This is a genomic window from Bacillus sp. EAC (genome assembly GCF_002156875.1).
GTDB lineage: Bacteria > Bacillota > Bacilli > Bacillales > Bacillaceae_G > Gottfriedia.
The window spans coordinates 37,659-62,142 of record NZ_NCSY01000015.1 but is presented as its reverse complement, the minus strand read 5'-3'; the positions used below and the strand labels follow the sequence as shown (position 1 = coordinate 62,142).

The window sequence follows — 24,484 nt, the reverse complement described above, 5'->3', positions numbered from 1 at the left end:
AATCAAGTGATGATAGCGAAGAGGTCACACCCGTTCCCATACCGAACACGGCAGTTAAGCTCTTCAGCGTCGATGGTAGTTGGGGGTTTCCCCCTGTGAGAGTAGAACGTCGCCTGATTAATTGAAAAACATCAGCCTATAAGCTGATGTTTTTTGTGTTTTGTAATATTAAATAACAAAAAAGTTAAAAGCACCAATAAAAGTAGCAAGGTAAAAATGACTTCATAATAAAATTTGAAATACATATATATTTATATACTACATGTAAGATTATTTGGTCATTAGATTGGTAAAAATGGTAAAAGAGAAATTAGTTGAAATTTTTTATGAAAGGAATATAATAATAGTCAAAGATAGTCAAAGTCAGTAAGGGTGGTAAAATTTATGAAGAATATTTCGGATATTATTGAACAATATCTAATGCAATACTTTGACATATCAGACAAAGAATATGTCGAGATAAAAAGAAGTGAGATTGCAAATAAATTTGATTGTGTACCATCACAGATTAATTATGTAATTAATACGAGGTTTACTTTGGAAAGAGGATATGTAGTAGAGAGTAAACGCGGTGGTGGAGGCTATATTCGAATTATTAAAGTGCAATTTCATGACAAAGCAAGTGTTATTGATCAGATTCTGAATAGTTTTAGTAATAATATTGCCCAATCTAGCTCAGACGACTATATTCATCTATTATTAGAAAAAAATGTAATAACGGAGCGAGAAGCAAAAATGATGCTTAGTGTATTAGATCGTTCTGTTTTAATGGTTAACTTACCATATCGTGACGAGTTAAGAGCAAGAATGTTAAAGGCAATGTTAAGAAGTTTAAAATATAAATAGAATATGGAGGTTGTTGGCAAATGATCTGTCAAGAGTGTCAAGAACGTCCGGCAACATTACACTATTCTAAGGTTGTAGATGGTGAAAAAACAGATATTCATTTATGTGAGAAATGTGCTGGAGAATCAAACAATAAATATATTTTCTCTGAAATCGGTGGATATTCTGTAAATGATTTGTTAGCTGGATTATTTAAAGGCAATAATGGTATTTATGAAATGAAAAAAAATTCATTCCATAAAGAACAACAAATTGAATGTCCTCGATGTAAAATGACATTTCAAAAATTCACCAAAATAGGACGTTTAGGTTGTTCTACTTGTTATGAAACATTCAAAGATCAAATGAAACCAATTGTAAAAAGAATTCATAGTGGAAATGTTTCGCATACAGGGAAATTACCTCAAAAAATTAGCGGAGAAATTTCGTTAAAGAGAAAGTTAAAAGATTTAAAGGCTCAAATGCAGGATTATATTGAAAAAGAAGATTTTGAACACGCGATAAAAATTCGGGATGAAATTCGAACAATCGAAAAAGATTTACAGATCCTTCATGTGGAGGGGGAGTAAGTTATATGTCTATTCATCGTATTATAAACGAAGCAATTAGTCCTTGGATGAAACAAGAAGGTCCGGATGATGATATTGTGTTAAGTAGTCGTATTAGGCTGGCAAGGAATTTCAGTGCTTATTTATATCCAACTATGTTAAGCCAAGATAAGGCTAAAGAAATTTGTCACTTAGTAAAACATTATTTTGAAGGTAGTACAGCTTTACCAAATGGACCTTTTGAATATATTGAAATTAATAAGTTAGAACCAGTGGAAAAAAGGGTATTAATTGAAAAACATTTGATTAGTCCAAATTTGGTGCAAGAATCTGTACACGGTGCTTGCATCCTATCTCAAAACGAGCAAATAAGCATTATGATTAATGAAGAAGATCATTTGCGAATTCAAGCTCTATACCCTGGATTACAGCTTAGAGAAGCATTAACGCAAGCGAATCATATAGATAATTATATTGAAAGTCAGCTAGAGTATGCTTTTGATGAAACGATAGGTTATTTAACAAGTTGTCCTACAAATGTAGGAACAGGTTTAAGAGCATCAGTGATGATGCATTTACCAGCGCTTGTTTTAACGAAACAATTTAATCGTTTAATACCAACTATTAACCAACTTGGATTAGTAGTAAGAGGAATTTTCGGTGAAGGTAGCGAAGCTTTAGGTAATATATTTCAGATTTCAAATCAAATTACTCTAGGAAAATCTGAAGAAGAGATTATTGAAGATTTAACTACGATTGTTCAACAGTTGATTAAACATGAAAAATCAGCAAGAGATGCTCTAGTAAAAACTTCATTAATCAAACTTGAAGATCGTATCTATCGTTCTCTCGGTATACTGAAATACGGAAGAATAATAGAGACGAAAGAAAGTGCACAATGTTTATCAGATGTACAATTAGGTATAGATTTAGGCCTAATAAATGGTTTATCAAAAAATTTTTTAAATGAACTAATGATTTTAACACAACCAGGAGTTTTACAACAATTCGTAGGTGACCAACTTGGCCCAGAAGAAAGGGATGTAAGAAGAGCGTCACTAATACGAGAAAGTCTATCTAACAAAAATAACTAATTATATGGGAGGAACCAATTATGATGTTTGGTCGATTTACAGAACGTGCTCAAAAAGTATTAGCTCTTTCTCAAGAAGAGGCAATCCGAATTGGACACTCAAATATAGGAACAGAACATATATTATTAGGGCTTGTTCGTGAAGGAGAAGGTATCGCTGCTAAAGCATTACTTGCTCTTGGATTAAGTCCCGAAAAAGTACAACAGGAAGTAGAAACATTAATCGGACGTGGTCAAGGAGTAGCGCAAACAGTACATTACACTCCTAGGGCTAAAAAAGTCATTGAATTATCAATGGATGAAGCTCGAAAATTAGGTCACTCTTATGTAGGAACAGAACATATTTTACTTGGGCTAATTCGTGAAGGAGAAGGAGTTGCAGCAAGAGTATTAAATAATCTTGGTGTAAGTCTAAATAAAGCTCGTCAACAAGTATTACAGCTATTAGGTAGTAATGAAAGTTCATCTAATCATCAAAATGGATCAGCTAATCAAGCAAACACACCAACTCTAGATAGCTTAGCTCGTGATTTAACTGTATCTGCTAGAGAAGGTCGCTTAGACCCAGTTATTGGACGTAGTAAAGAAATTCAACGTGTAATTGAGGTATTAAGTCGACGTACAAAAAATAATCCGGTTCTAATCGGTGAGCCTGGGGTTGGTAAAACAGCTATAGCTGAAGGATTAGCTCAACAAATTGTAAATAATGAAGTGCCTGAAATCTTACGTGATAAACGAGTAATGACTCTAGATATGGGCACAGTAGTTGCAGGTACTAAGTATCGTGGTGAATTTGAGGACCGCTTGAAAAAGGTTATGGATGAGATTCGACAAGCAGGGAATATTATTCTATTCATTGATGAGCTTCATACTTTAATTGGTGCAGGTGGCGCTGAAGGAGCGATAGATGCTTCAAATATCTTAAAACCTTCATTGGCACGTGGTGAATTACAATGTATTGGTGCTACTACTATTGATGAATATCGTAAATATATTGAAAAAGACGCAGCATTAGAGCGTCGATTCCAACCAATTCAAGTTGAGCAACCAACTGTAGAAGAATCAATTCAAATACTACAAGGGCTTCGAGATCGATACGAAGCTCACCACAGAGTTTCAATTTCTGATCAATCAATTATTGAAGCGGTAAAACTATCTGATCGATATATTACAGATCGCTTCTTACCAGATAAAGCAATTGATGTAATCGATGAAGCAGGTTCAAAAGTGCGTTTACGTAGCTTTACAACGCCACCAAACTTAAAGGAATTAGAAGTTAAATTAGAAGAAGTCCGTAAAGAAAAGGATGCAGCTGTACAAAGTCAAGAATTTGAAAAGGCAGCTTCTTTAAGAGATTCTGAGCAAAGATTACGTGAGCAATTAGAAGATACGAAACGCCAATGGAAAGAAAAACAAGGAAAAGAAAATTCTGAGGTTACTGTTGAGGATATCGCAAATGTAGTTTCATCATGGACGAATATTCCTGTTACTAAACTGGCACAAACAGAAGCTGACAAATTGTTAAACATGGAAAGTGTTTTACACAATCGTGTAATTGGTCAAGAAGAAGCAGTAGTAGCAGTTTCAAAAGCAGTTCGTCGTGCAAGAGCAGGGTTAAAAGATCCAAAACGTCCAATTGGCTCATTCATTTTCTTGGGCCCAACTGGGGTTGGTAAAACTGAGTTAGCTCGAGCGCTAGCTGAAACAATCTTTGGAGATGAGGATGCAATGATTCGCATTGACATGTCAGAGTACATGGAGAAACATGCAACCTCTCGATTAGTAGGTGCACCTCCAGGTTATGTTGGATATGATGAAGGTGGTCAATTAACTGAAAAAGTTAGACGTAAACCATACTCTGTCATTCTTTTAGATGAGATTGAAAAGGCTCATCCAGATGTATTCAATATCTTGCTTCAAGTTTTAGAAGATGGTCGATTAACAGATTCAAAAGGCCGAACTGTCGATTTTAGAAATACACTTGTTATTATGACGTCTAACGTTGGTGCAAGTGCATTAAAAACAAATAAATATGTCGGGTTTAATATTAATGATGGTGCCAAAGATTATAAAGATATGAAGGCTAAAGTAATGGAGGAATTGAAAAAAGCATTCCGACCAGAATTCCTTAACCGTATCGATGAAACAATCGTGTTCCATGCATTAGAGAAAAAACATATTAAGGAAATTGTTCACTTAATGGTAAATAGTTTGACTAAACGATTAAAGGAACAAGAAATCGATTTAGAGCTAACAGATACTGCAATTGATAAAATTGCTGATGAAGGATTCGATCCTGAATACGGTGCTCGACCATTAAGAAGAGCAATTCAGAAACAAGTTGAGGATCGTTTATCTGAAGAGTTATTAAAGGGTACAGTTGAAAAAGGTCAAAAAGTTGTTCTTGATGTAAGAGAAAATGAATATGTCATTAATCCAGCGGCTGAAACTGTAAATCAGTAATTTATTTCTCTAGTTCAGACCTTTTAAAAAAGGATAATTGAACATTTTACTAAATAATTATCTAATTTTTGAAAAAGGGCGTTAAGCCCTTTTTCTTTTTCCATAAAAAGGGTAGGATAGACTTACTATACATACAACTCAAATCTAAAAATAACATTGTTCATGAGAGGTACCTTACATATGGCTAAAAAGAAAACCAAGTTCGTTTGTCAATCTTGTGGCTACGAATCAGTAAAATGGATTGGTAAATGTCCTGCTTGTAACGAGTGGAATACAATGGTAGAGTTCGTTGAACAACCTGCTAGTTCTAGGAGGCTTACATTTAATACAGATTCCTCTGTTGAGGGTTCAAAGCCAATATCGATAATGGAAGTTGAAATAGGGTCAGAAACACGAATTGAAACATCTTTTGAGGAATTTAACCGAGTTCTAGGCGGTGGTATTGTTTTAGGTTCTTTAGTATTAATTGGTGGGGACCCCGGTATCGGAAAATCGACCATGCTTTTGCAGGTTTCTTCACAATTGGCAAAAAAAGATCATAAAGTTCTATACGTTTCAGGTGAAGAGTCCCAAAAACAAATTAAGCTTCGAGCGGAACGCTTAGGCGTTGTAACCCAAAACCTATATGTACTATCTGAAACAGATTTATCTTACATAGCTAGATATATGGACGAAATGGCTCCAGATTTCGTTGTAATTGATTCGATTCAAACGATTTATTTACAAGAAGTAACTTCCGCACCGGGAAGTGTTACTCAGGTACGAGAATGTACTTCTGAATTAATGAAAATTGCTAAAACAAAAGGTATTCCAATCTTCATAGTAGGTCATGTTACGAAAGAGGGAGCGATTGCTGGACCTCGTTTATTAGAACATATGGTAGATGCTGTATTATATTTTGAAGGTGAACGACATCATACATATCGTATACTAAGAGCGGTCAAAAATCGTTTCGGTTCTACAAATGAGACAGGGATATTTGAAATGAAGGAGCTAGGGTTAGTAGAAGTTTTAAATCCTTCTGAGATATTCTTAGAGGAACGTCCATTTGGCGTTGCTGGTTCTACTGTCGTTTCTTCAATGGAAGGTACAAGACCTGTATTAGTTGAATTACAAGCACTTGTATCACCAACAAGCTTTGGAAATGCTAGAAGAATGGCGACTGGAATAGACCATAATCGTGTTTCATTAATCATGGCTGTTTTAGAAAAAAGAGTTGGTTTATTACTTCAAAATCAAGATGCATATTTAAAAGTTGCGGGTGGTTTAAAATTAGACGAGCCAGCAGTTGATTTAGCAGTTGCTGTAAGTATAGCTTCAAGTTTTCAAGATAAGCCGACCAAACCAACAGATGTTGTAATAGGTGAAATAGGCCTTACAGGAGAAGTTCGAAGGGTATCCAGAATAGAACAAAGAGTTCAGGAAGCGGCGAAACTTGGATTTAAACGTGCAATTATTCCTTCAAAAAATATCGGAGGCTGGAGTTTTCCTGAAGGAATGGAAATAATAGGTATTAATACGGTTCAAGAGGCATTAAAGCATGTGTTAGGAGGTTAGAAATGGAAGATCTAAAACAAAGGGCTAAGTTAATGCTGCCAGTGCTAGAGATGATTGCGCCAGGAACGCCATTAAGAGATGGCATTGATAACGTATTAAGAGCGCAAACTGGTGGTTTAATCGTACTTGGCTTCAATGATCAAACAAAGGAAATGGTCGATGGGGGATTTCATATTAATGATCCTTTTTCACCAGCAAGTTTATACGAGTTAGCGAAGATGGATGGAGCAATCATATTAAATGAAAATGGTTCGAAAATTCTCTTGGCTAATGCACAATTAATTCCAGATCAATCTATTTTTACAAAAGAAACTGGTATGCGTCATCGAACAGCGGAACGCGTTGCAAGACAAACTGGAAATTTAGTTGTTGCTATTTCACAAAGAAGAAATGTTATTACATTATATAAAGGGGTGTTTCGCTATACCCTTCGAGACATTGGCGTTATTTTAACGAAAGCAAACCAGGCAATTCAAACACTTGAAAAATATAAAAGTGTCTGGAATCAAGGGATTACTTCACTGAGTATTCTAGAATTCGAAGAGTTGGTTACTTTATTTGAAGTGGTCAATGTTTTACATAGCGTAGAAATGGTGCTTCGTATCAAAAATGAAATAAATAATTATGTAATCGAGCTCGGAGACGAGGGAAGATTAATCGAATTACAATTAATTGAAATTATTTCGGACCTTGAGGAGGAGGCATTACTCTTAATAAAAGATTATCATTATAATAAGGAACAGGATCCTAGACAGATATTGCAAAAACTTCAAGAATTAGCAAATGAGGAACTTTTAGAGGATCATGTCATTATAAAATTACTAGGTTTCCCAAATCACACGAATCTAGAAGAGATGGTAGAACCTAGAGGTTATCGAATGTTAATGAAAATTTCTAGATTACCTCCACTAGTTATCGAAAACTTAACACAACGTTTCAAACACTTAAAAGGTATCTATAGGGCTTCACTAGGTGAGTTAGATGATGTTGATGGAATTGGTGAAATACGTGCTAAAAAAATAAAAGAGGGTCTTAAGCGTATTCAAGAACAATTGTATATAAATAGACATAATTGAGTTCTATCGACTAAGATAGAATTAATTACAATTAAACTAGCTAATATTTGTAATTATATTTATGACAGGAGGTGGCGAAGTGATAAAAAGGATTGTACAGGTTGTTTACATCTTTGTAGGGAGTACACTTGGTTTAGTCTTATTTCCACTTTTAGATAATATCTTTAAAACTGAGATGCCTAGCATTTTATCTAGCTCTTACGTTCAAGCTTTAAGTGGGGCAGTGATCTTTTTCGTTTTATCGCTTTGGTTAGTTGATCCAACAGTAGCATTTATTAGATATATTGAGGAAAAATTATTAAAGGCTCCAATATCAATGATTTTATTCGGTAGTTTAGGACTTGTTTTTGGACTTATTCTTGCATATCTTATTTCCTATCCGCTTGATTTAATTAGATTACATTCTGTTTCATCAATCATTCAAATTGTTATTACGATTTTTTGTGGTTACTTAGGTTTACAAATTGGTGTTAAAAAGCGAGAAGAACTAATTGCTTTATTTACATTATCTTCGCGTTCATCAAAAAGAAAAACATCTGAAGATCAAGAGTCATTAGATATTCCTGTGAAAATATTAGATACGAGTGTAATCATAGACGGCCGTATTGCAGATATTTGTCAAACAGGATTTATAGAAGGAACAATTGTCATTCCACAATTTGTATTAGCAGAATTGCAATACATAGCAGATTCATCTGATACGTTAAAACGTAATAGAGGAAGAAGAGGGTTGGATATTTTAAATCGAATTCAAAAAGAACTAGCTATGAAAGTAGAAATTTATGAAGGTGATTTTGAAGATGTTCCTGAAGTTGATGCGAAGTTAGTAAAGCTAGCTAAGCTTAGAAATGGAATTTTAGTAACAAATGATTTTAATTTGAATAAAGTAAGTGAACTACAACAAATTAAAGTATGGAATATAAATGATTTAGCTAATGCAATCAAGCCTGTAGTACTACCAGGTGAAGTAATTACTGCATTTGTTGTAAAAGAAGGTAAGGAAAAGTTACAAGGTGTTGCGTATCTTGATGACGGAACAATGATTGTTGTTGAAGATGGAAAAGAATCGATTGGAAAGCGCGTTGAGACAATCGTAACGAGTGTACTACAAACTTCTGCTGGTCGAATGATTTTTGCGAAAGTAAAGTAATAAAGGGGCATTCATGACATGCAATATAAGGTCATCATCCCTGCGGCGGGATCAGGCTCTCGAATGGGAGCAGGCTTTAATAAATTATTTCTTAAAATAAAAAATACGCCTATTATTGAATTAACGATACGAGTATTTGGTGAAGATAAAGCCTGTAATGAAATCATTTTATCGATTAAGGATGATGAAAGGCAGTTATTTGATTCATTAAATTTGCCTAGCCATATTAAACAAAAAATCACTTTTGTACAAGGTGGTTCGGAGAGACAAGAGAGTGTCTATAATGGCTTATTGGCAATAAAGGACGAAAATAGTTATATTCTTGTACATGATGGAGCAAGACCGTTTGTCACAGAAGCGGTAATAGAGCGGATTCTTGAAAAAATGAATGAACAAAATGCGGTTATATGCGCTGTTCCAATGAAAGATACAATTAAAAAAGTGGTCGATCAAGTTGTTGTTCAAACAATTGATCGTTCCACACTGTGGGGAGTACAAACTCCACAGGCATTCTCGTACCAATGTTTACTTGATGCTCATAGTAAGGCTAAAGCAAAAGGTTTCTTAGGTACTGATGATGCAAGTTTAGTTGAATGGAATGGCAGTAAGGTTTTAGTAGTAAACGGAGACTATAATAATATTAAAGTAACAACAAAAGAAGATCTGTTTTTTGCTGAAACAATTTATGAACAATATCGAGATTAGAAGGTGTTAACATGTTTAGAGTTGGACAAGGGTTTGATGTTCATGCATTTGCAGAAAATCGCCCATTAATTATAGGGGGAATTGAAATCCCTTATGAGCTCGGTTTATTAGGGCATTCTGATGCCGATGTGCTTCTTCATACAATTTCTGACGCATTGTTAGGTGCTATCGGTGAAGGGGATATAGGTAGACATTTCCCCGATACTGATCCTGCTTTTAAGGACGCTGATTCTGCAAAATTGCTAGAACATGTTTATCAGTTAGTTAAAGACAAAGGCTATGAGTTGGTAAACGCAGATTGTACAATCATTGCGCAAGCACCAAAAATGGCACCGTATATCCAATCAATGAGAAATAGAATAGCAGAATTACTAGAGACATCGTCTGATCGAATCAATGTAAAAGCAACTACAACTGAAAAATTAGGTTTCACAGGAAGAAAAGAAGGAATTGCTTCTCAAGCAGTTGTATTGTTACAGAAGAAGGCTTAAACTAATAAAGTATAATTAATTATTCAGTGGAGAGTGTCTTAAATGTCAAATAGAGTAAGAGTTCGTTATGCGCCTAGTCCTACAGGGCATTTACATATTGGAAACGCACGTACAGCACTATATGTTTATTTATTTGCTAAACATTTTGATGGAGATATGGTTTTGCGTATTGAAGATACAGATATCGAGCGAAATGTTGAAGGCGGAGAAGAGAGCCAAGCAAAGTATCTACATTGGCTAGGTATTGATTGGAATGAAGGTCCAGATAAAGGTGGAGAATATGGCCCTTATCGTCAATTAGAAAGATTAGACTTATATAAGCAACACGCTTATGACCTTATTGAAAAAGGCCATGCTTATAAATGTTATTGTACGGAAGAAGAGCTTACAGCTGAACGCGAAGCTCAATTAGCTTCTGGACTTCCAACTACTCGTTATAGTGGTAAGTGTCGTCATTTAACAGCCGAGGAAAGAGCTACAAAAGAAGTAAATGGAGCGGAATATACGATTCGCTTCGCCGTACCAGCAAATGAAACATATGAGTGGGAAGACATTGTACGTTCAAACATCAAGTTCGAATCAAAAGATATTGGTGATTGGGTACTAGTGAAAAAGAATGGCATTGCTACTTATAACTATGCTGTAGTAGTAGATGATGCATTAATGAAGATTAGTCATGTTCTTCGTGGAGAAGAGCATATTTCAAATACACCTAAGCAATTAATGGTATATCGCGCGTTAAATTGGGATGCTCCTGAGTTTGGTCATATGGCAGTTATCGTTAATGAAAACCGTAAAAAACTTTCAAAACGCGATGAATCTGTATTACAATTTATTGAGCAATATCAAAACCTTGGGTACTTACCAGAAGCATTATTTAACTTTATTGCACTTCTTGGTTGGTCACCAGTTGGTGAAGAAGAAATTTTCAGTAAGGAAGAATTTATTAAAATTTTCGATCCTAGCCGTTTAAGTTCTGCTCCAGCGATGTTTGATAAGCAAAAATTAACGTGGATTAATAACCGATACATTAAAGAACAACCATTAGAAAAAGTTGTAGAAATTTCATTACCACATTTAATTAAAGCTGGTTATGTAAATGAAGAGCGATCTGCAGAAGAAAATCTTTGGGTTACTAATCTTGTTGCTTTATATCAAGACCAAATGAGTTTTGGTGCTGAAATTGTAGAGCTTTCAGGTTTATTCTTCAAAGATGAATTAACTTTTGGAGAAGAAGAACAAGCAGTAATTTCAGAAGAACAAGTGAAGGAAGTGCTTTCTGCATTAGTTGAAGAACTTAACGCTTCTGATGAGTTTACAGTTGATTCAATTAAAGCTTCTATGAAGAATGTACAGAAATCAACTGGACAAAAAGGTAAAAAATTATTTATGCCAATTCGTGTAGCTACAACAGGTCAATGTCATGGACCAGAACTTCCAGCTGCGATGACTTTATTAGGGAAAGAAAAAGTTATTTCACGTTTACAGCAAATAATTGGTTAACATTTTTTTAATAACGTAATATATATAAATAACATTCATATAGGTAAAATGTTGATAGGGAAAAGTAAATGTTCAAACGTTATACAGAGAGAATCACATTGCTGAAAGTGATTTTAACGTTCAACATGGAAGTGCCCCCTTGAGTCCTTAACCGAACGATATCGTTTTAGTAGGTTAAGGCGGTGGAAACCGTTATATTACTTGAGTTGAGATAATTTTTATTATCTAAACAGAGTGGAACCGCGCAAATAAGCGTCTCTGTGTATTAATTACACAGGGGCGTTTTTTATTTTCTGCATAATTAAAAATGAATAAAAAGTAATATCTTAATAAATTCTTTAAGGGGAAATGAAGGATGCTAAACTACATGAAGGAAGATGTAGCGACGATATTCGAACGTGATCCAGCCGCTACTGGCTATTTAGAAGTTATTCTTACGTATGCTGGTCTACATGCAATATGGCTTTATCGATTTGCACATTATTTCTATCGTAGAAGATGGTACTTTATTGCGAGAAGTATTTCACAGTTTGCTCGATTCTTAACAGGAATCGAAATTCATCCAGGCGCAAAGATAGGAAGACGGTTCTTTATCGATCACGGTGCTGGAGTTGTAATTGGAGAAACTTGTGAAATAGGTGATGATGTTACTTTGTATCAAGGGGTAACACTAGGAGGAACAGGTAAAGAAAAAGGTAAACGACACCCAACATTATTAAATGGAGTGCTTGTTGCTACTGGAGCGAAAGTATTGGGTTCAATAACAATTGGAGAAAATGCGAAGATTGGTGCTAACTCAGTTGTTTTGAAAGATGTTCCAAATAATACAACAGTCGTTGGTATACCTGGAAAGATTGTTGTTCAAGATGGAATTAGAGTGAATAACCAGTTTGATCACTGCGATTTACCGGACCCGGTTGCGGATAGATTGCTTCAACTAGAAGCGGAGATACAAGAATTAAAAAGTTTAATGAGTATATCTGAAAGGAAGTAGAATAAAATGGCTATTCAAATTTATAATACATTATCAAGGAAAAAGGAAGATTTCAAACCTTTAGAAGAAGGAAAAGTGAAAATGTATGTATGTGGGCCGACCGTATATAATTACATTCACATTGGTAATGCAAGGCCTGCAATCGTGTTTGATACGGTTAGACGTTATCTTGAGTATCGTGGATATGAAGTAAACTATGTATCAAATTTCACTGATGTTGACGATAAGTTAATAAAAGCTGCAAATGAACTAGGATCGGATGTACCAACGATTGCTGATAAATTTATTAATGCTTATTTCGAGGATGTTCAAGCGTTAGGTTGCAAAACGGCTACAAATCACCCACGTGTAATGGACAATATGGATAACATTATCGAGTTTATTGATGAACTAATCAAAAAAGGATATGCATATGAATCCGAGGGCGATGTGTATTTCAAAACAAAAGAATTTGATGGATACGGAAAGCTATCTCACCAGTCGATTGATGACCTTCGCATCGGAGAAAGAATTGAAATTGGTGAAAAGAAAGAAGATCCTTTAGACTTTGCTCTTTGGAAAGCAGCTAAACCAGGAGAAATTTCTTGGGAAAGTCCATGGGGGAAAGGTAGACCAGGTTGGCATATCGAGTGCTCTGCAATGGCTAAAAAGTATTTAGGTGAGACGATAGATATTCATGCAGGGGGCCAAGACTTATCATTCCCACATCATGAAAATGAAATTGCGCAGTCAGAAGCACTTAGTGGCAAAACATTCTCAAATTACTGGATGCATAATGGTTATATAAATATTGATAATGAAAAGATGTCTAAATCACTTGGTAATTTTGTGTTAGTACACGACATTATTAAATTAATTGATCCGATGTTATTACGTTTCTTTATGTTATCTGTGCATTATCGTCATCCAATTAACTATAGCGAAGAGTTATTACAAGAAGCGAAAAATGGTTTTGAGCGTATACAAACCGCTTATCAAAACCTTAAACATCGTTTAGAAAGTAGTACGAATTTAACTGAAGAAAATGAGAAATGGTTAAAAGAAATTTCTGATGAAAAGCAAGTGTTTAATAAGGTGATGGATGATGATTTTAACACAGCAAATGCTATTTCAGTATTATATCAGTTAGCAAAATTATCAAACCAATATTTAATGGAATCACACACTTCTAAAGAAGTTATAAATGAGTTTTTACGTACTTTTGATGAATTATCTTCAGTTCTTGGAATTAATTTAGTAAAAGATGAAGCAATTTTAGATGAAGAAATTGAAGCTTTAATTCAAAAACGTACGGATGCTCGCAAAAACCGTGATTTTGCTTTAGCTGATCAAATTCGTGACCAATTAAAAGAATTAAACATTATCATTGAAGATACTCCTCAAGGTATTCGTTGGAAAAGAGGATAACTTCATGATTGAAAGTAGTAATATTGATGTGAAACAGTTAAACAGTTTAGCACTTGCTTACATTGGTGATGCTGTATATGAAATTTATGTGCGCCATCACCTCCTTGAGAAAGGATCTGTTCGCCCTAATCAACTTCACAGGGCAGCAACTAGTTTTGTATCTGCGAAGGGACAAGCAAAAGTAATAAGAGAAATGTTATCAACTGAGTTCCTGTCTGAGGAAGAGATTGCAGTTGTTAAAAGAGGCCGTAATGCAAAATCAGGTACGGTTCCAAAAAATACAGATGTTCAAACATATCGATATGCAACTGCTATTGAGGCATTAATTGGATATCATTACTTATTAAAAAACGAAGAAAGACTCAAGACAATTGTTCAATTTTCTATTGAATTTATCGAGAGTGAAAAAGGAGTATAATATGTCAGAAGAATTTATAATTGGGCGTAATCCAGTAATGGAAGCTATTCGTTCAGGTAGAGATATTAATAAAATTTGGGTTAGTGAGGGAGCAAATAAAGGACAAATTCATAAGCTTTTAGAATTAGCTAATGAAAATAAAGTAATCGTTCAAACTGCTCCGAATAAAAAGCTGGATGGCATGGTCCAAGGAAATCATCAAGGAGTTGTAGCTCAGGTTGCTGCATATGAATATGTGGAGATCGATGATTTATTTGAAGTTGCAAGTAGTCGTAATGAACAACCCTTCTTTTTAATCCTAGATGAAATAGAAGATCCTCATAATTTAGGCTCGATCATGCGTACTGCCGATGCAGTTGGAGCGCATGGAATTATCATTCCAAAACGAAGAGCGGTAGGATTAACAGCAGCGGTTGCGAAATCTTCTACTGGTGCAATTGAATACATCCCGGTAGCTAGAGTAACAAACTTAGCAAGAACTGTGGATGATTTAAAGCAAAGAGGAGTCTGGATTTTTGGTACGGATGCAAAAGGTGCTGATGACTATCGGAACATGGATGGCGAAATCTCACTTGGATTAATTATTGGCAGTGAAGGTAAAGGCATGAGTAGGATTTTAAAAGAAAAATGTGATTTCCTAATTAAACTGCCAATGGTAGGTAAGGTTACGTCGTTAAATGCTTCTGTTGCGGCAAGTTTATTAATGTACGAAATTCACCGTAAGAGACATCCACTTGGATCATAAAAAGAAAGAAATATTAATTGTTGATGGTTACAACATGATTGGAGCTTGGCCAAATTTAAGAAAACTTCGGGACATAGATTTTGATAAGTCCCGAGATCATCTAATTACTTTACTTGCAGAGTATAAAGCGTCCACTGGTATGTATATTATTGTCGTTTTCGATGCTCACTTTGTAAACGGGATTGAAAAAGTAGACAAGCATTCCAAAGTAGAAGTAATTTTTACGCGCAAAAATCAATCTGCTGATGAAAAAATAGAAAAAATGGCGATCGAACTCCGTCATGTTAACCATCAAATCTATGTCGCAACATCTGACTTTACAGAGCAAGGGCAAATATTTGGACAAGGTGCACTTCGAATACCAGCAATGGAACTTTATCTTTCGGTTACTCAAAATAAAAAAATGATAAGTAGCCAAATTAACGAAATACCTGATCAAAGACTGACAATTAGCACAAAATTAAATTCAAAACAAACAGAAATTTTAGAAAAATGGCGAAGAGGGGAACGATGACTTATTGTTTCCTTCTTCTTTGTGCTGTATAATTAAGAAAAATTGTACGGTCGGAGGTGCTAATTTTGAACGTTGAACAGGAATTGAAGCTAATGGTAGAATATGGTCCTTTAGAAGATGAGGCAATACTCGAATATGTTCGAGAGGGAGACCAAGATGCACTAACCTTTTTAATCCAAAAATACCGTAATTTTGTTAAAGCAAAATCCAGATCTTATTTTTTAATCGGTGCTGACCGTGAGGATATCATTCAAGAAGGAATGATAGGTTTATACAAAGCAATTCGTGATTACAAAGAAGACAAGCTTTCGTCCTTTAAGGCGTTTGCAGAATTATGCATTACTAGACAAATTATTACAGCTATCAAAACGGCAACTAGACAAAAGCACATCCCACTTAACTCTTATGTTTCGTTGGACAAGCCAATTTATGATGAAGAGTCTGATCGCACATTATTAGATGTCTTAACTGAGACAAAAAACATGGATCCAGAAGAACTTGTTATTAACCAAGAAGAGAATATAGACATAGAACTTAAAATGTCAGAATTATTAAGCGATTTAGAAAGAAAAGTATTATCACTCTATTTAGATGGTCGTTCTTATCAAGAGATTTCAGAAGAGTTAAATAGACATGTGAAGTCGATAGATAATGCCTTACAACGAGTGAAAAGAAAGCTTGAACGATACATGGAAATTCGAGAGTTATCTGTGTAAAGCGTTTTGATAATTCAGTTTGACAGTTTTGAGGACACATGTTACATTTTTAATGGATAATTATATAAACTAGGTGGGTGTCATCATGAGAAAAAAAGTTGTCCTGTCGTGCACTACTTGCAATAATAGAAACTACTCCACGATGAAAAATTCTACTTCAGTAGAACGCTTGGAGATGAAAAAATTCTGCAAAACGTGTAATGAACACACCACACATAAAGAAACAAAATAAATGAATAATTGCGGGTGTCCTTGATCGGTTTATCATCATTGCTTTTCTGTATACAGTATTGTAAAAACGCTTTATTTGTACGGACAAGCGGGACGTTTACGCATTTCTCTAAACAAGTATATATTGGGGGTTGCGTCAATGGGTCGTATCGGTAAGTTTTTTCGCGAAATAAAAAGCGAAATGAAAAAAGTTTCTTGGCCTAAAAGAAAAGAAATAGTTAATTCAACGATTACAGTTTTAGCTACAGTGATCTTCTTTGTTTTATTCTTCTCTGTAATCGATACTGGTATTTCTAAGTTAATTCGACTTATTCTTGAATAAGTTAAAACTAATTGTGCTATAATGAATGATAATGTTTAACGAAAAGCCCGGAAACGGGTTTTTTAATTTGCAAAGAAAGTTGACCGGGGAGGGAAGGACAGTAGTCCTCTAACATGGAAAAAAGTTGGTATGTAGTTCATACTTATTCGGGATATGAGAATAAAGTAAAAGCAAATCTAGAAAAACGTGTAGAAACTATGGGAATGCAAGATAAAATTTTCAGAGTAATTGTTCCAGAAGAAACAGAAGTAGAAATGAAGAACGGTAAAGAAAAAGTTACAAAACGTAAGGTGTTTCCTGGTTATGTATTAGTTGAAATCGTTATGACGGATGATTCTTGGTATGTAGTACGTAATACTCCGGGTGTAACTGGCTTCGTAGGATCTGCAGGATCAGGCTCTAAGCCAACGCCTCTTTTAGAGGAAGAAATTACACATATTCTAAAACATATGGGTCTTGATGAACAAGTAATTGATATCGATTTAGAAATTAATGAAGTTGTTCGTCTGAAAGAGGGTCCATTTGCTAACTACACAGGCTCAATTAAAGAAGTTGATTTCGAAAAGAAAAAAGTTACAGTACTTGTAGAATTCTTTAATAAAGAAACTCCAGTAGAACTGGATTTACATCTTGTTGAAAAATTATAATACTAAACCTTGCATTTTTAGAATGAAAGTGTTAGACTTTTAAAGGTCAATATGCATCGAAAAGATGATATTAACTTCTGTATAAGAATATGCATGAGAATGCAAACGATATGAGTGGGAGGGTGAATCCCTATTACCACATCACGGACTTAAGGAGGTGTGTCTCGTGGCTAAAAAAGTAATTAAAATGGTAAAATTGCAAATTCCTGCAGGGAAAGCAAACCCAGCACCGCCAGTTGGTCCTGCATTAGGACAAGCAGGTGTTAACATCATGGGATTCTGTAAAGAGTTCAACGCTCGTACAGCTGACCAAGCTGGTCTAATTATCCCTGTTGAAATCACTGTATTCGAAGATCGTTCGTTTACATTTATTACGAAAACTCCTCCTGCTGCTGTTCTTCTTAAAGTAGCGGCTGGTATTGAGTCTGGTTCAGGTGAACCAAATCGTAAAAAAGTAGCAACAGTAAAACGCGATAAAGTACGTGAGATTGCTGAAACTAAAATGCCTGACTTAAACGCTGCTTCTGTAGAAGCTGCTATGCGTATGGTTGAAGGTACTGCACGTAGTATGGGTATCGTTATTGAAGACTAATCCCATCTTCAATAAGGTGTGATTGAGGAGGTTGCGAGCATCGCTTTTGGTGTAATATCGCAACCTTTATTCGTGGGAGGTAAAACCGTTAAAACCACATTAGGAGGAAATAAACATGGCTAACAAAGGTAAAAAGTACCAAGAAGCTATTAAATTAGTAGATCGTACAGCTGCTTACCCTGTAAGTGAAGCTGTAGAACTTGTTAAAAAAACAACAACAGTTAACTTCGATGCAACTGTTGAAGTGGCATTCCGTTTAGGAGTTGACCCTAAGAAAGCTGACCAACAAATTCGTGGTGCAGTAGTTCTTCCACACGGTACTGGTAAAGTACAACGTGTATTAGTATTTGCTAAAGGCGAAAAAGCAAAAGAAGCTGAAGCTGCTGGTGCTGATTTCGTAGGCGATGCAGAAATGATCGCTAAAATCCAAAAAGGTTGGTTCGACTTTGATGTAATCGTTGCTACTCCAGACATGATGGCTGAAGTTGGTAAATTAGGACGTGTATTAGGACCTAAAGGTTTAATGCCAAACCCTAAAACAGGTACTGTTACATTTGATGTAACAAAAGCTGTTAACGAAATCAAAGCTGGTAAAGTTGAATACCGTGTTGATAAAGCGGGTAACATTCACGTTCCAATCGGTAAAGTTTCATTCGAAAACGAAAAGTTAGTAGAAAACTTTACAACAATCTTTGAAACAATGGTAAAAGTTAAACCTGCAGCAGCTAAAGGAACATACATGAAGAATGTAGCAATCACTTCTACTATGGGCCCTGGTGTTAAGGTTGACCCTGCTAGTTTCTAAGAAAAACTAAGTTGACAATTCGTCGAGAGCTCTCTATAATGGAGATTGTCTTGCTAATTAAATAGACTACCGTAGACAGTAGGTGCTTATGCTTAAATATCCTACCGAGGTGTATAACTGATAAATTCGTGCATATACAACCTCCATGTCTTTTTTGAAAATTCGTGGAGGTTTTGCTATGGGTTACACTTTTGCGGTAAACACACTAAAATCCACAGGAGGTGTAATAAATGAGCGCAGTATTAGAAGCTAAAAAACAAGTTGTTACTGAAATTGCAGCTAAATTACGTGACAGTAAATCAACAATCGTTGTTGACTACCGTGGTTTAAATGTTTCTGAAGTAACTGAATTACGTAAGCAATTACGTGAAGCTGGCGTTGAGTTCAAAGTTTACAAAAACACATTAACTCGTCGTGCTGCTGAAGAAGCTGGCTTAGCTGGTATAAATGAAGCATTAACTGGTCCAAACGCAATCGCGTTTAGTATGGAGGATGTAATTGCTCCTGCTAAAGTAATCAACGATTTCGCTAAAAAACACGAAGCTTTAGAAATTAAAGCTGGTGTAATCGAAGGAAACGTTGCTACAGCTGGTGAAGTGAAAGCTCTTGCCGAACTTCCATCTCGCGAAGGTTTACTTTCTATGTTGCTTAGCGTGCTACAAGCACCAATCCGCAACCTTGCTCTTGCAACAAAAGCAGTTGCAGAACAAAAAGAAGAACAAGGCGCATAATGCCAAAATTTCATAAAAAATTATTGAAGGTATAAATAAGGAGGAAATTACAATGACTAAAGAACAAATCATTGAAGCAGTTAAAAACATGACTGTATTAGAATTAAATGACTTAGTAAAAGCTATCGAAGAAGAGTTTGGCGTAACTGCTGCTGCTCCTATGGCTATGATGGCTGGTGGCGGTGCTGAAGCTGCTGCTGAACAAACTGAATTTGATCTTGTATTAGCTGGCGCTGGCGACCAAAAAATCAAGGTTATCAAAGTAGTTCGTGAATTAACTGGTTTAGGATTAAAAGAAGCTAAAGAATTAGTTGATAACACTCCTAAAGCTATTAAAGAAGGAATCAGTAAAGAAGAAGCTGAAGAAATGAAAGCTAAACTTGAAGAAGTTGGCGCTTCTGTTGAAGTTAAATAATTTCTAATAGTTTTTACAAAAGCTCGCATTTATGCGAGCTTTTTTTGTACATATAGAGTTGTTTTTGGAAAGACTATTAGATAAGAATTTAAATGGAAGAAGGATTTAAATGGCGGATCATTATTTTACAAACAAACCAAGTAGTAAAACTGATAAAAAAGTATTTTCATTTACTTTAAAAGGGAACGATTTGAAATTCCAATCGGATTCCGGTGTGTTTTCACGAAATGAAGTTGATTTTGGTTCGCGTGTATTAATCGAAACATATACCCCGCCTGCAATTGAAGGGAATATCCTAGATGTGGGTTGCGGATACGGACCGATCGGGCTTTCGATTGCAAAAAGTGAACCGAATCGGATCATTGAAATGGTAGATGTAAACTTAAGAGCGATTGAATTAGCTGAAAGTAATGCGAAAGAAAATAATATTGAAAATGTTCGAATCTATGAAAGTAGTATTTATGAAAACGTAAATGGACAATACGCTGCAATTTTAACAAACCCACCTATTAGAGCTGGGAAAGAAGTAGTTCATGGGATTTTAAAAGGCGCATATGAAAAATTACTTTCACGTGGTGAGCTATGGGTAGTCATCCAAAAGAAACAAGGAGCGCCTTCAGCGTTAGAATTATTAAAAACTCTTTTTAATGAAGTAGAAGTGGTAAAAAAAGAAAAAGGGTATTATATCATACAATGTAAAAAAGATTGACTCTAATTTTTGTTTGTGATAGCATTATTAAATGCCAATATATATTTATTTTTGAAAATGAATTTTTGAAAGTAAGTATATTTCTATATTCTTTGGAAATGATAGTAAAATGACTGTCGTTGAGTTTAATAAATGGTTTTCATTTTTGAAACCATTTTATTTTTTGTTTAACAAGTAAGGGTTTTTGTGCTTATTTGTTACTATTTTTTTGTTTTAAATACTCTTAATTTAAGGGGTGAATATGTTGACAGGTCAACTAGTTCAATATGGACGACACCGCCAACGCAGAAGTTATGCTCGTATCAGTGAAGTTTTAGAGTTACCTAACTTAATTGAAATCCAAACAGCATCTTACCAATGGTTTTTAGATGAAGGTTTGAGAGAAATGTTCCAAGATATTTCTCCAATTGAGGATTTCACAGGTAATCTATCATTAGAATTCATTGATTACAGCCTAGGTGAGCCGAAGTATGTTGTAGAAGAATCGAAAGAGCGTGATGTAAACTACGCAGCTCCACTTCGCGTAAAAGTTCGCCTATTAAATAAGGAAACTGGCGAAGTTAAAGAGCAAGATGTTTTTATGGGAGATTTCCCATTAATGACGGACACGGGCACATTTATTATTAATGGTGCTGAGCGTGTTATCGTTTCACAGTTAGTACGTTCTCCAAGTGTGTACTACAGTGGAAAGATAGACAAGAATGGTAAAAAAGGTTACACAGCTACTGTAATTCCAAACCGTGGTGCTTGGTTAGAGTACGAAACGGATGCGAAAGACGTAGTTTATGTACGTATTGACCGCACTAGAAAATTACCTGTTACTGTCTTACTTCGTTCGCTTGGATTTGGTACAGACCAAGAGATTCTGGACTTGTTAGGCGAAAATGAATACCTGCGTAATACGTTAGAAAAAGATAACACAGATAGCGTTGAAAAAGCGCTTCTTGAAATCTATGAAAGATTACGTCCAGGTGAACCACCTACTGTAGAAAACGCTAAAAATTTATTAATTACTCGCTTCTTTGATCCGAAGCGTTATGATTTAGCTAGCGTAGGACGCTACAAAATCAATAAAAAATTACACATTAAAAACCGATTATTTAATCAACGTATCGCTGAAACATTAGTGGATCCAGAAACTGGTGAAATTATTGTAGAAAAAGGGACAACTCTCGATCGCCGTACGTTAGATCGTATTATTCCGTTCTTAGAGAAGAATATCGGTGAAAAAGTTGCTCAACCTGCTGGTGGTGTATTAGCAGATGAGATTTCTTTACAATCTATCAAAATTTACGCACCGGTTGAAGGTGATGGCGAACAAGTAATTCAAGTGATTGGAAATGCTAATGTAAGTAAAAGTGTGAAAAATATTTCACCAGCTGACATTATCGCTTCGATATCTTACTTCTTTAACCTGCTACATAACGTAGGTGACACTGACGACATCGACCATTTAGGTAACCGTCGTTTACGTTCAGTTGGAGAATTACTTCAAAACCAGTTCCGTATCGGTTTATCTCGTATGGAACGTGTTGTTCGTGAACGTATGTCAATACAAGATACAAATGCAGTTACTCCACAGGCGTTAATTAATATCCGCCCTGTAATTGCTTCAATAAAAGAATTCTTTGGTAGCTCACAGCTATCTCAATTCATGGACCAAACAAACCCACTAGCAGAATTAACTCACAAACGAAGACTATCAGCACTAGGACCAGGTGGTTTAACACGTGAACGTGCAGGCTTTGAAGTTCGTGACGTTCATTACTCACACTATGGTCGTATGTGTCCGATTGAGACGCCTGAGGGACCGAACATCGGATTAATTAACTCACTTTCTTCTTATGCAAAAGTAAACCAATTTGGTTTCATTGAAACTCCATATCGTCGAGTAGACCCTGAAACTGGCCGTCTAATTGATAAAATTGATTACTTAACTGCTGATGAAGAGGATCTCTACGTTGTAGCCCAAGCGAATGCTCGTTTAGGTGAAGATGGTAGTTTCTTAGATGAAGATATAGTTGCTCGTTTCCGTGGAGACAATACCGTTATTAAACGTGAACGTATCGACTATATGGACGTATCTCCAAAACAAGTAGTATCAGCTGCGACAGCATGTATACCTTTCTTAGAAAACGACGATTCAAACCGTGCGTTAATGGGAGCAAACATGCAACGTCAAGCAGTTCCATTATTAAACCCTGAATCTCCAATTGTAGGTACAGGTATGGAATACGTTTCAGCGAAAGACTCAGGTGCTGCAGTAATTTGTAAACACCCAGGTATCGTAGAACGTGTTGAAGCGAAAGAAGTTTGGGTTCGTAGATATTCAGAAGTTGATGGACAAAAAGTAAAAGGTGACCTTGATAAATACCGTATGTTAAAATTCGTACGTTCAAACCAAGGTACTTGTTATAACCAACGCCCAATCGTAAGTGTTGGTGATGAAGTAGTAAGAGGCGAAATTCTTGCAGATGGACCTTCTATGGAAAAAGGTGAATTAGCTCTAGGACGTAACGTGTTAGTAGCATTCATGACATGGGATGGTTATAACTACGAGGATGCGATCATTATGAGTCGCCGTCTTGTTAAAGAAGATGTTTATACTTCAGTTCATATTGAAGAATATGAATCAGAAGCTCGTGACACGAAGTTAGGACCTGAAGAAATCACTCGTGATATTCCAAACGTTGGTGAAGATGCTCTTAAGAATCTTGATGAACGCGGAATTATCCGAATTGGTGCAGAAGTAAAAGATGGAGATTTATTAGTTGGTAAAGTAACACCTAAAGGGGTTACTGAGTTAACTGCTGAAGAACGTCTTCTACATGCTATCTTCGGTGAAAAAGCTCGTGAAGTTCGTGATACATCTTTACGTGTTCCACATGGTGGAGGCGGAATTATTCTTGATGTGAAAGTATTCACTCGTGAGAACGGTGATGAATTACCACCAGGAGTAAATCAACTTGTACGTGTTTATATCGTTCAGAAACGTAAGATTTCTGAAGGGGATAAAATGGCTGGACGACATGGTAATAAAGGGGTTATTTCTCGTATTTTACCAGAAGAGGATATGCCGTTCTTACCTGATGGAACACCAGTTGACATCATGTTAAATCCATTAGGTGTACCTTCTCGTATGAACATCGGTCAGGTTTTAGAGCTACACTTAGGTATGGCTGCTAGATATCTTGGCGTTCATGTTGCTTCACCAGTATTTGACGGAGCACGTGAGGAAGATGTTTGGGGAACAATTGAAGAAGCTGGTATGGCGCGTGATGCTAAAACAGTTTTATATGATGGACGCTCAGGTGAGCCATTCGATAACCGTGTATCTGTAGGTGTAATGTACATGATTAAACTTGCGCACATGGTTGACGATAAGCTACATGCTCGTTCAACAGGACCATACTCACTTGTAACGCAACAACCACTTGGTGGTAAAGCACAATTTGGTGGACAACGTTTTGGTGAGATGGAAGTTTGGGCACTTGAAGCTTACGGTGCTGCTTATACGCTACAAGAAATCTTAACAGTTAAATCTGATGACGTTGTTGGTCGTGTAAAAACATACGAAGCAATCGTTAAAGGTGAAAATGTACCAGAACCAGGTGTGCCTGAATCATTCAAAGTATTAATTAAAGAATTACAGTCACTTGGTATGGATGTTAAGATGATGTCTGCTACAGATCAAGAAATCGAAATGCGTGATACTGAAGATGATGATGATCAAGCTTCAGAACATTTAGCGATGGATATGGAATACGTTAAGGAATAAGGATTATATAGGGTAAAACCTTAGGACA

Annotated in this window: 25 protein-coding genes, 1 rRNA gene and 2 other annotated features; all 26 genes read left to right on the top strand. The window is 35.7% G+C overall.

Annotation, left to right across the window (positions count from 1 at the left end; genetic code table 11):
• Positions 1-2 precede the first annotated feature (2 nt).
• The 26 genes from rrf to rpoB all read left to right on the top strand — a co-directional run bounded on the left by rrf (position 3) and on the right by rpoB (position 24,456).
• A 5S ribosomal RNA gene (gene rrf, locus B7R65_RS19975) occupies positions 3-118 on the top strand.
• Between the two features lie 266 nt (positions 119-384).
• The gene (locus tag B7R65_RS19970; RefSeq protein ID WP_088044587.1) at positions 385-846 is read left to right on the top strand and encodes a CtsR family transcriptional regulator; all 462 of its coding nucleotides are present in this window, start codon (positions 385-387) and stop codon (positions 844-846) included.
• Positions 847-866: 20 nt separating this feature from the next.
• Entirely contained in the window at positions 867-1,415 is a 549-nt protein-coding gene (gene mcsA, locus B7R65_RS19965) for a protein-arginine kinase activator protein McsA (RefSeq protein WP_088044586.1), read from the top strand.
• A gap of 5 nt (positions 1,416-1,420) precedes the next feature.
• Positions 1,421-2,488 carry a protein-arginine kinase McsB gene (gene mcsB / locus B7R65_RS19960; protein WP_088044585.1) on the top strand — a complete coding sequence of 356 codons (1,068 nt, stop codon included), beginning with the start codon at positions 1,421-1,423 and terminating at the stop codon, positions 2,486-2,488.
• 20 nt (positions 2,489-2,508) lie between these two features.
• Positions 2,509-4,950, top strand: coding sequence for an ATP-dependent protease ATP-binding subunit ClpC (clpC, locus tag B7R65_RS19955; protein WP_088044584.1), 2,442 nt, complete (start codon positions 2,509-2,511; stop codon positions 4,948-4,950).
• 180 nt (positions 4,951-5,130) lie between these two features.
• The gene (radA, locus tag B7R65_RS19950; protein WP_088044583.1) at positions 5,131-6,507 is read left to right on the top strand and encodes a DNA repair protein RadA; all 1,377 of its coding nucleotides are present in this window, start codon (positions 5,131-5,133) and stop codon (positions 6,505-6,507) included.
• A gap of 2 nt (positions 6,508-6,509) precedes the next feature.
• Positions 6,510-7,583, top strand: a complete 1,074-nt coding sequence (disA, locus tag B7R65_RS19945; RefSeq protein WP_088044582.1) for a DNA integrity scanning diadenylate cyclase DisA — start codon at positions 6,510-6,512, stop codon at positions 7,581-7,583.
• Between the two features lie 79 nt (positions 7,584-7,662).
• Positions 7,663-8,733: a PIN/TRAM domain-containing protein gene (locus B7R65_RS19940; protein ID WP_088044581.1), complete on the top strand. Its 1,071-nt coding sequence runs from the start codon at positions 7,663-7,665 to the stop codon at positions 8,731-8,733.
• A gap of 18 nt (positions 8,734-8,751) precedes the next feature.
• Positions 8,752-9,438: a 2-C-methyl-D-erythritol 4-phosphate cytidylyltransferase gene (gene ispD / locus B7R65_RS19935; protein ID WP_088044580.1), complete on the top strand. Its 687-nt coding sequence runs from the start codon at positions 8,752-8,754 to the stop codon at positions 9,436-9,438.
• Positions 9,439-9,449: 11 nt separating this feature from the next.
• Entirely contained in the window at positions 9,450-9,929 is a 480-nt protein-coding gene (ispF, locus tag B7R65_RS19930; protein ID WP_088044579.1) for a 2-C-methyl-D-erythritol 2,4-cyclodiphosphate synthase, read from the top strand.
• Between the two features lie 42 nt (positions 9,930-9,971).
• Positions 9,972-11,432 carry a glutamate--tRNA ligase gene (gene gltX, locus B7R65_RS19925; RefSeq protein ID WP_088044578.1) on the top strand — a complete coding sequence of 487 codons (1,461 nt, stop codon included), beginning with the start codon at positions 9,972-9,974 and terminating at the stop codon, positions 11,430-11,432.
• A 42-nt stretch (positions 11,433-11,474) separates the two neighbouring features.
• Positions 11,475-11,695, top strand: a binding site (T-box leader).
• Positions 11,696-11,787: 92 nt separating this feature from the next.
• Positions 11,788-12,426, top strand: a complete 639-nt coding sequence (cysE, locus tag B7R65_RS19920; protein ID WP_088044577.1) for a serine O-acetyltransferase — start codon at positions 11,788-11,790, stop codon at positions 12,424-12,426.
• A 6-nt stretch (positions 12,427-12,432) separates the two neighbouring features.
• Positions 12,433-13,833 carry a cysteine--tRNA ligase gene (cysS, locus tag B7R65_RS19915; protein ID WP_088044576.1) on the top strand — a complete coding sequence of 467 codons (1,401 nt, stop codon included), beginning with the start codon at positions 12,433-12,435 and terminating at the stop codon, positions 13,831-13,833.
• Positions 13,834-13,837: 4 nt separating this feature from the next.
• Positions 13,838-14,251, top strand: coding sequence for a Mini-ribonuclease 3 (locus B7R65_RS19910; RefSeq protein ID WP_088044575.1), 414 nt, complete (start codon positions 13,838-13,840; stop codon positions 14,249-14,251).
• A gap of 1 nt (position 14,252) precedes the next feature.
• Positions 14,253-14,996 carry a 23S rRNA (guanosine(2251)-2'-O)-methyltransferase RlmB gene (gene rlmB / locus B7R65_RS19905; protein WP_088044574.1) on the top strand — a complete coding sequence of 248 codons (744 nt, stop codon included), beginning with the start codon at positions 14,253-14,255 and terminating at the stop codon, positions 14,994-14,996.
• 34 nt (positions 14,997-15,030) lie between these two features.
• The gene (locus B7R65_RS19900; protein WP_088044589.1) at positions 15,031-15,510 is read left to right on the top strand and encodes an NYN domain-containing protein; all 480 of its coding nucleotides are present in this window, start codon (positions 15,031-15,033) and stop codon (positions 15,508-15,510) included.
• 65 nt (positions 15,511-15,575) lie between these two features.
• Positions 15,576-16,226, top strand: a complete 651-nt coding sequence (gene sigH / locus B7R65_RS19895) for an RNA polymerase sporulation sigma factor SigH (RefSeq protein ID WP_256941423.1) — start codon at positions 15,576-15,578, stop codon at positions 16,224-16,226.
• Between the two features lie 85 nt (positions 16,227-16,311).
• Positions 16,312-16,458, top strand: coding sequence for a 50S ribosomal protein L33 (rpmG, locus tag B7R65_RS19890; protein WP_088044573.1), 147 nt, complete (start codon positions 16,312-16,314; stop codon positions 16,456-16,458).
• Positions 16,459-16,596: 138 nt separating this feature from the next.
• A complete protein-coding gene (secE, locus tag B7R65_RS19885; RefSeq protein WP_088044572.1) occupies positions 16,597-16,779 on the top strand; it encodes a preprotein translocase subunit SecE in 183 nt (60 codons plus the stop codon).
• A gap of 113 nt (positions 16,780-16,892) precedes the next feature.
• Complete coding sequence (gene nusG, locus B7R65_RS19880; RefSeq protein WP_088044571.1) at positions 16,893-17,426, top strand: transcription termination/antitermination protein NusG; 534 nt, start codon at positions 16,893-16,895, stop codon at positions 17,424-17,426.
• Positions 17,427-17,592: 166 nt separating this feature from the next.
• Complete coding sequence (gene rplK / locus B7R65_RS19875; RefSeq protein ID WP_142283142.1) at positions 17,593-18,018, top strand: 50S ribosomal protein L11; 426 nt, start codon at positions 17,593-17,595, stop codon at positions 18,016-18,018.
• Between the two features lie 115 nt (positions 18,019-18,133).
• Positions 18,134-18,823, top strand: coding sequence for a 50S ribosomal protein L1 (gene rplA, locus B7R65_RS19870; protein WP_088044570.1), 690 nt, complete (start codon positions 18,134-18,136; stop codon positions 18,821-18,823).
• Between the two features lie 51 nt (positions 18,824-18,874).
• Positions 18,875-19,009 (top strand) — a sequence feature (ribosomal protein L10 leader region).
• Positions 19,010-19,053: 44 nt separating this feature from the next.
• Positions 19,054-19,554, top strand: coding sequence for a 50S ribosomal protein L10 (rplJ, locus tag B7R65_RS19865; protein ID WP_088044569.1), 501 nt, complete (start codon positions 19,054-19,056; stop codon positions 19,552-19,554).
• Between the two features lie 52 nt (positions 19,555-19,606).
• Complete coding sequence (rplL, locus tag B7R65_RS19860) at positions 19,607-19,969, top strand: 50S ribosomal protein L7/L12 (protein ID WP_088044568.1); 363 nt, start codon at positions 19,607-19,609, stop codon at positions 19,967-19,969.
• Positions 19,970-20,078: 109 nt separating this feature from the next.
• Complete coding sequence (locus tag B7R65_RS19855) at positions 20,079-20,678, top strand: class I SAM-dependent methyltransferase (RefSeq protein ID WP_088044567.1); 600 nt, start codon at positions 20,079-20,081, stop codon at positions 20,676-20,678.
• A 244-nt stretch (positions 20,679-20,922) separates the two neighbouring features.
• A complete protein-coding gene (gene rpoB / locus B7R65_RS19850; protein WP_088044566.1) occupies positions 20,923-24,456 on the top strand; it encodes a DNA-directed RNA polymerase subunit beta in 3,534 nt (1,177 codons plus the stop codon).
• The last annotated feature ends 28 nt before the right edge of the window (positions 24,457-24,484 follow it).

Bases quoted from the DNA above. Each gene is read 5' to 3' on its own strand.
- ispD (WP_088044580.1), top strand. From the start codon at position 8,752: ATGCAATATAAGGTCATCATCCCTGCGGCGGGATCAGGCTCTCGAATG.
- rpmG (WP_088044573.1), top strand. From the start codon at position 16,312: ATGAGAAAAAAAGTTGTCCTGTCGTGCACTACTTGCAATAATAGAAAC.
- B7R65_RS19855 (WP_088044567.1), top strand. From the start codon at position 20,079: ATGGCGGATCATTATTTTACAAACAAACCAAGTAGTAAAACTGATAAA.
- clpC (WP_088044584.1), top strand. From the start codon at position 2,509: ATGATGTTTGGTCGATTTACAGAACGTGCTCAAAAAGTATTAGCTCTT.
- B7R65_RS19910 (WP_088044575.1), top strand. From the start codon at position 13,838: ATGATTGAAAGTAGTAATATTGATGTGAAACAGTTAAACAGTTTAGCA.
- secE (WP_088044572.1), top strand. From the start codon at position 16,597: ATGGGTCGTATCGGTAAGTTTTTTCGCGAAATAAAAAGCGAAATGAAA.
- cysE (WP_088044577.1), top strand. From the start codon at position 11,788: ATGCTAAACTACATGAAGGAAGATGTAGCGACGATATTCGAACGTGAT.
- disA (WP_088044582.1), top strand. From the start codon at position 6,510: ATGGAAGATCTAAAACAAAGGGCTAAGTTAATGCTGCCAGTGCTAGAG.
- ispF (WP_088044579.1), top strand. From the start codon at position 9,450: ATGTTTAGAGTTGGACAAGGGTTTGATGTTCATGCATTTGCAGAAAAT.
- gltX (WP_088044578.1), top strand. From the start codon at position 9,972: ATGTCAAATAGAGTAAGAGTTCGTTATGCGCCTAGTCCTACAGGGCAT.
- rplA (WP_088044570.1), top strand. From the start codon at position 18,134: ATGGCTAACAAAGGTAAAAAGTACCAAGAAGCTATTAAATTAGTAGAT.
- B7R65_RS19900 (WP_088044589.1), top strand. From the start codon at position 15,031: ATGATTGGAGCTTGGCCAAATTTAAGAAAACTTCGGGACATAGATTTT.
- rplJ (WP_088044569.1), top strand. From the start codon at position 19,054: ATGAGCGCAGTATTAGAAGCTAAAAAACAAGTTGTTACTGAAATTGCA.
- B7R65_RS19970 (WP_088044587.1), top strand. From the start codon at position 385: ATGAAGAATATTTCGGATATTATTGAACAATATCTAATGCAATACTTT.
- mcsB (WP_088044585.1), top strand. From the start codon at position 1,421: ATGTCTATTCATCGTATTATAAACGAAGCAATTAGTCCTTGGATGAAA.
- rplL (WP_088044568.1), top strand. From the start codon at position 19,607: ATGACTAAAGAACAAATCATTGAAGCAGTTAAAAACATGACTGTATTA.
- rlmB (WP_088044574.1), top strand. From the start codon at position 14,253: ATGTCAGAAGAATTTATAATTGGGCGTAATCCAGTAATGGAAGCTATT.
- mcsA (WP_088044586.1), top strand. From the start codon at position 867: ATGATCTGTCAAGAGTGTCAAGAACGTCCGGCAACATTACACTATTCT.
- nusG (WP_088044571.1), top strand. From the start codon at position 16,893: ATGGAAAAAAGTTGGTATGTAGTTCATACTTATTCGGGATATGAGAAT.
- radA (WP_088044583.1), top strand. From the start codon at position 5,131: ATGGCTAAAAAGAAAACCAAGTTCGTTTGTCAATCTTGTGGCTACGAA.
- cysS (WP_088044576.1), top strand. From the start codon at position 12,433: ATGGCTATTCAAATTTATAATACATTATCAAGGAAAAAGGAAGATTTC.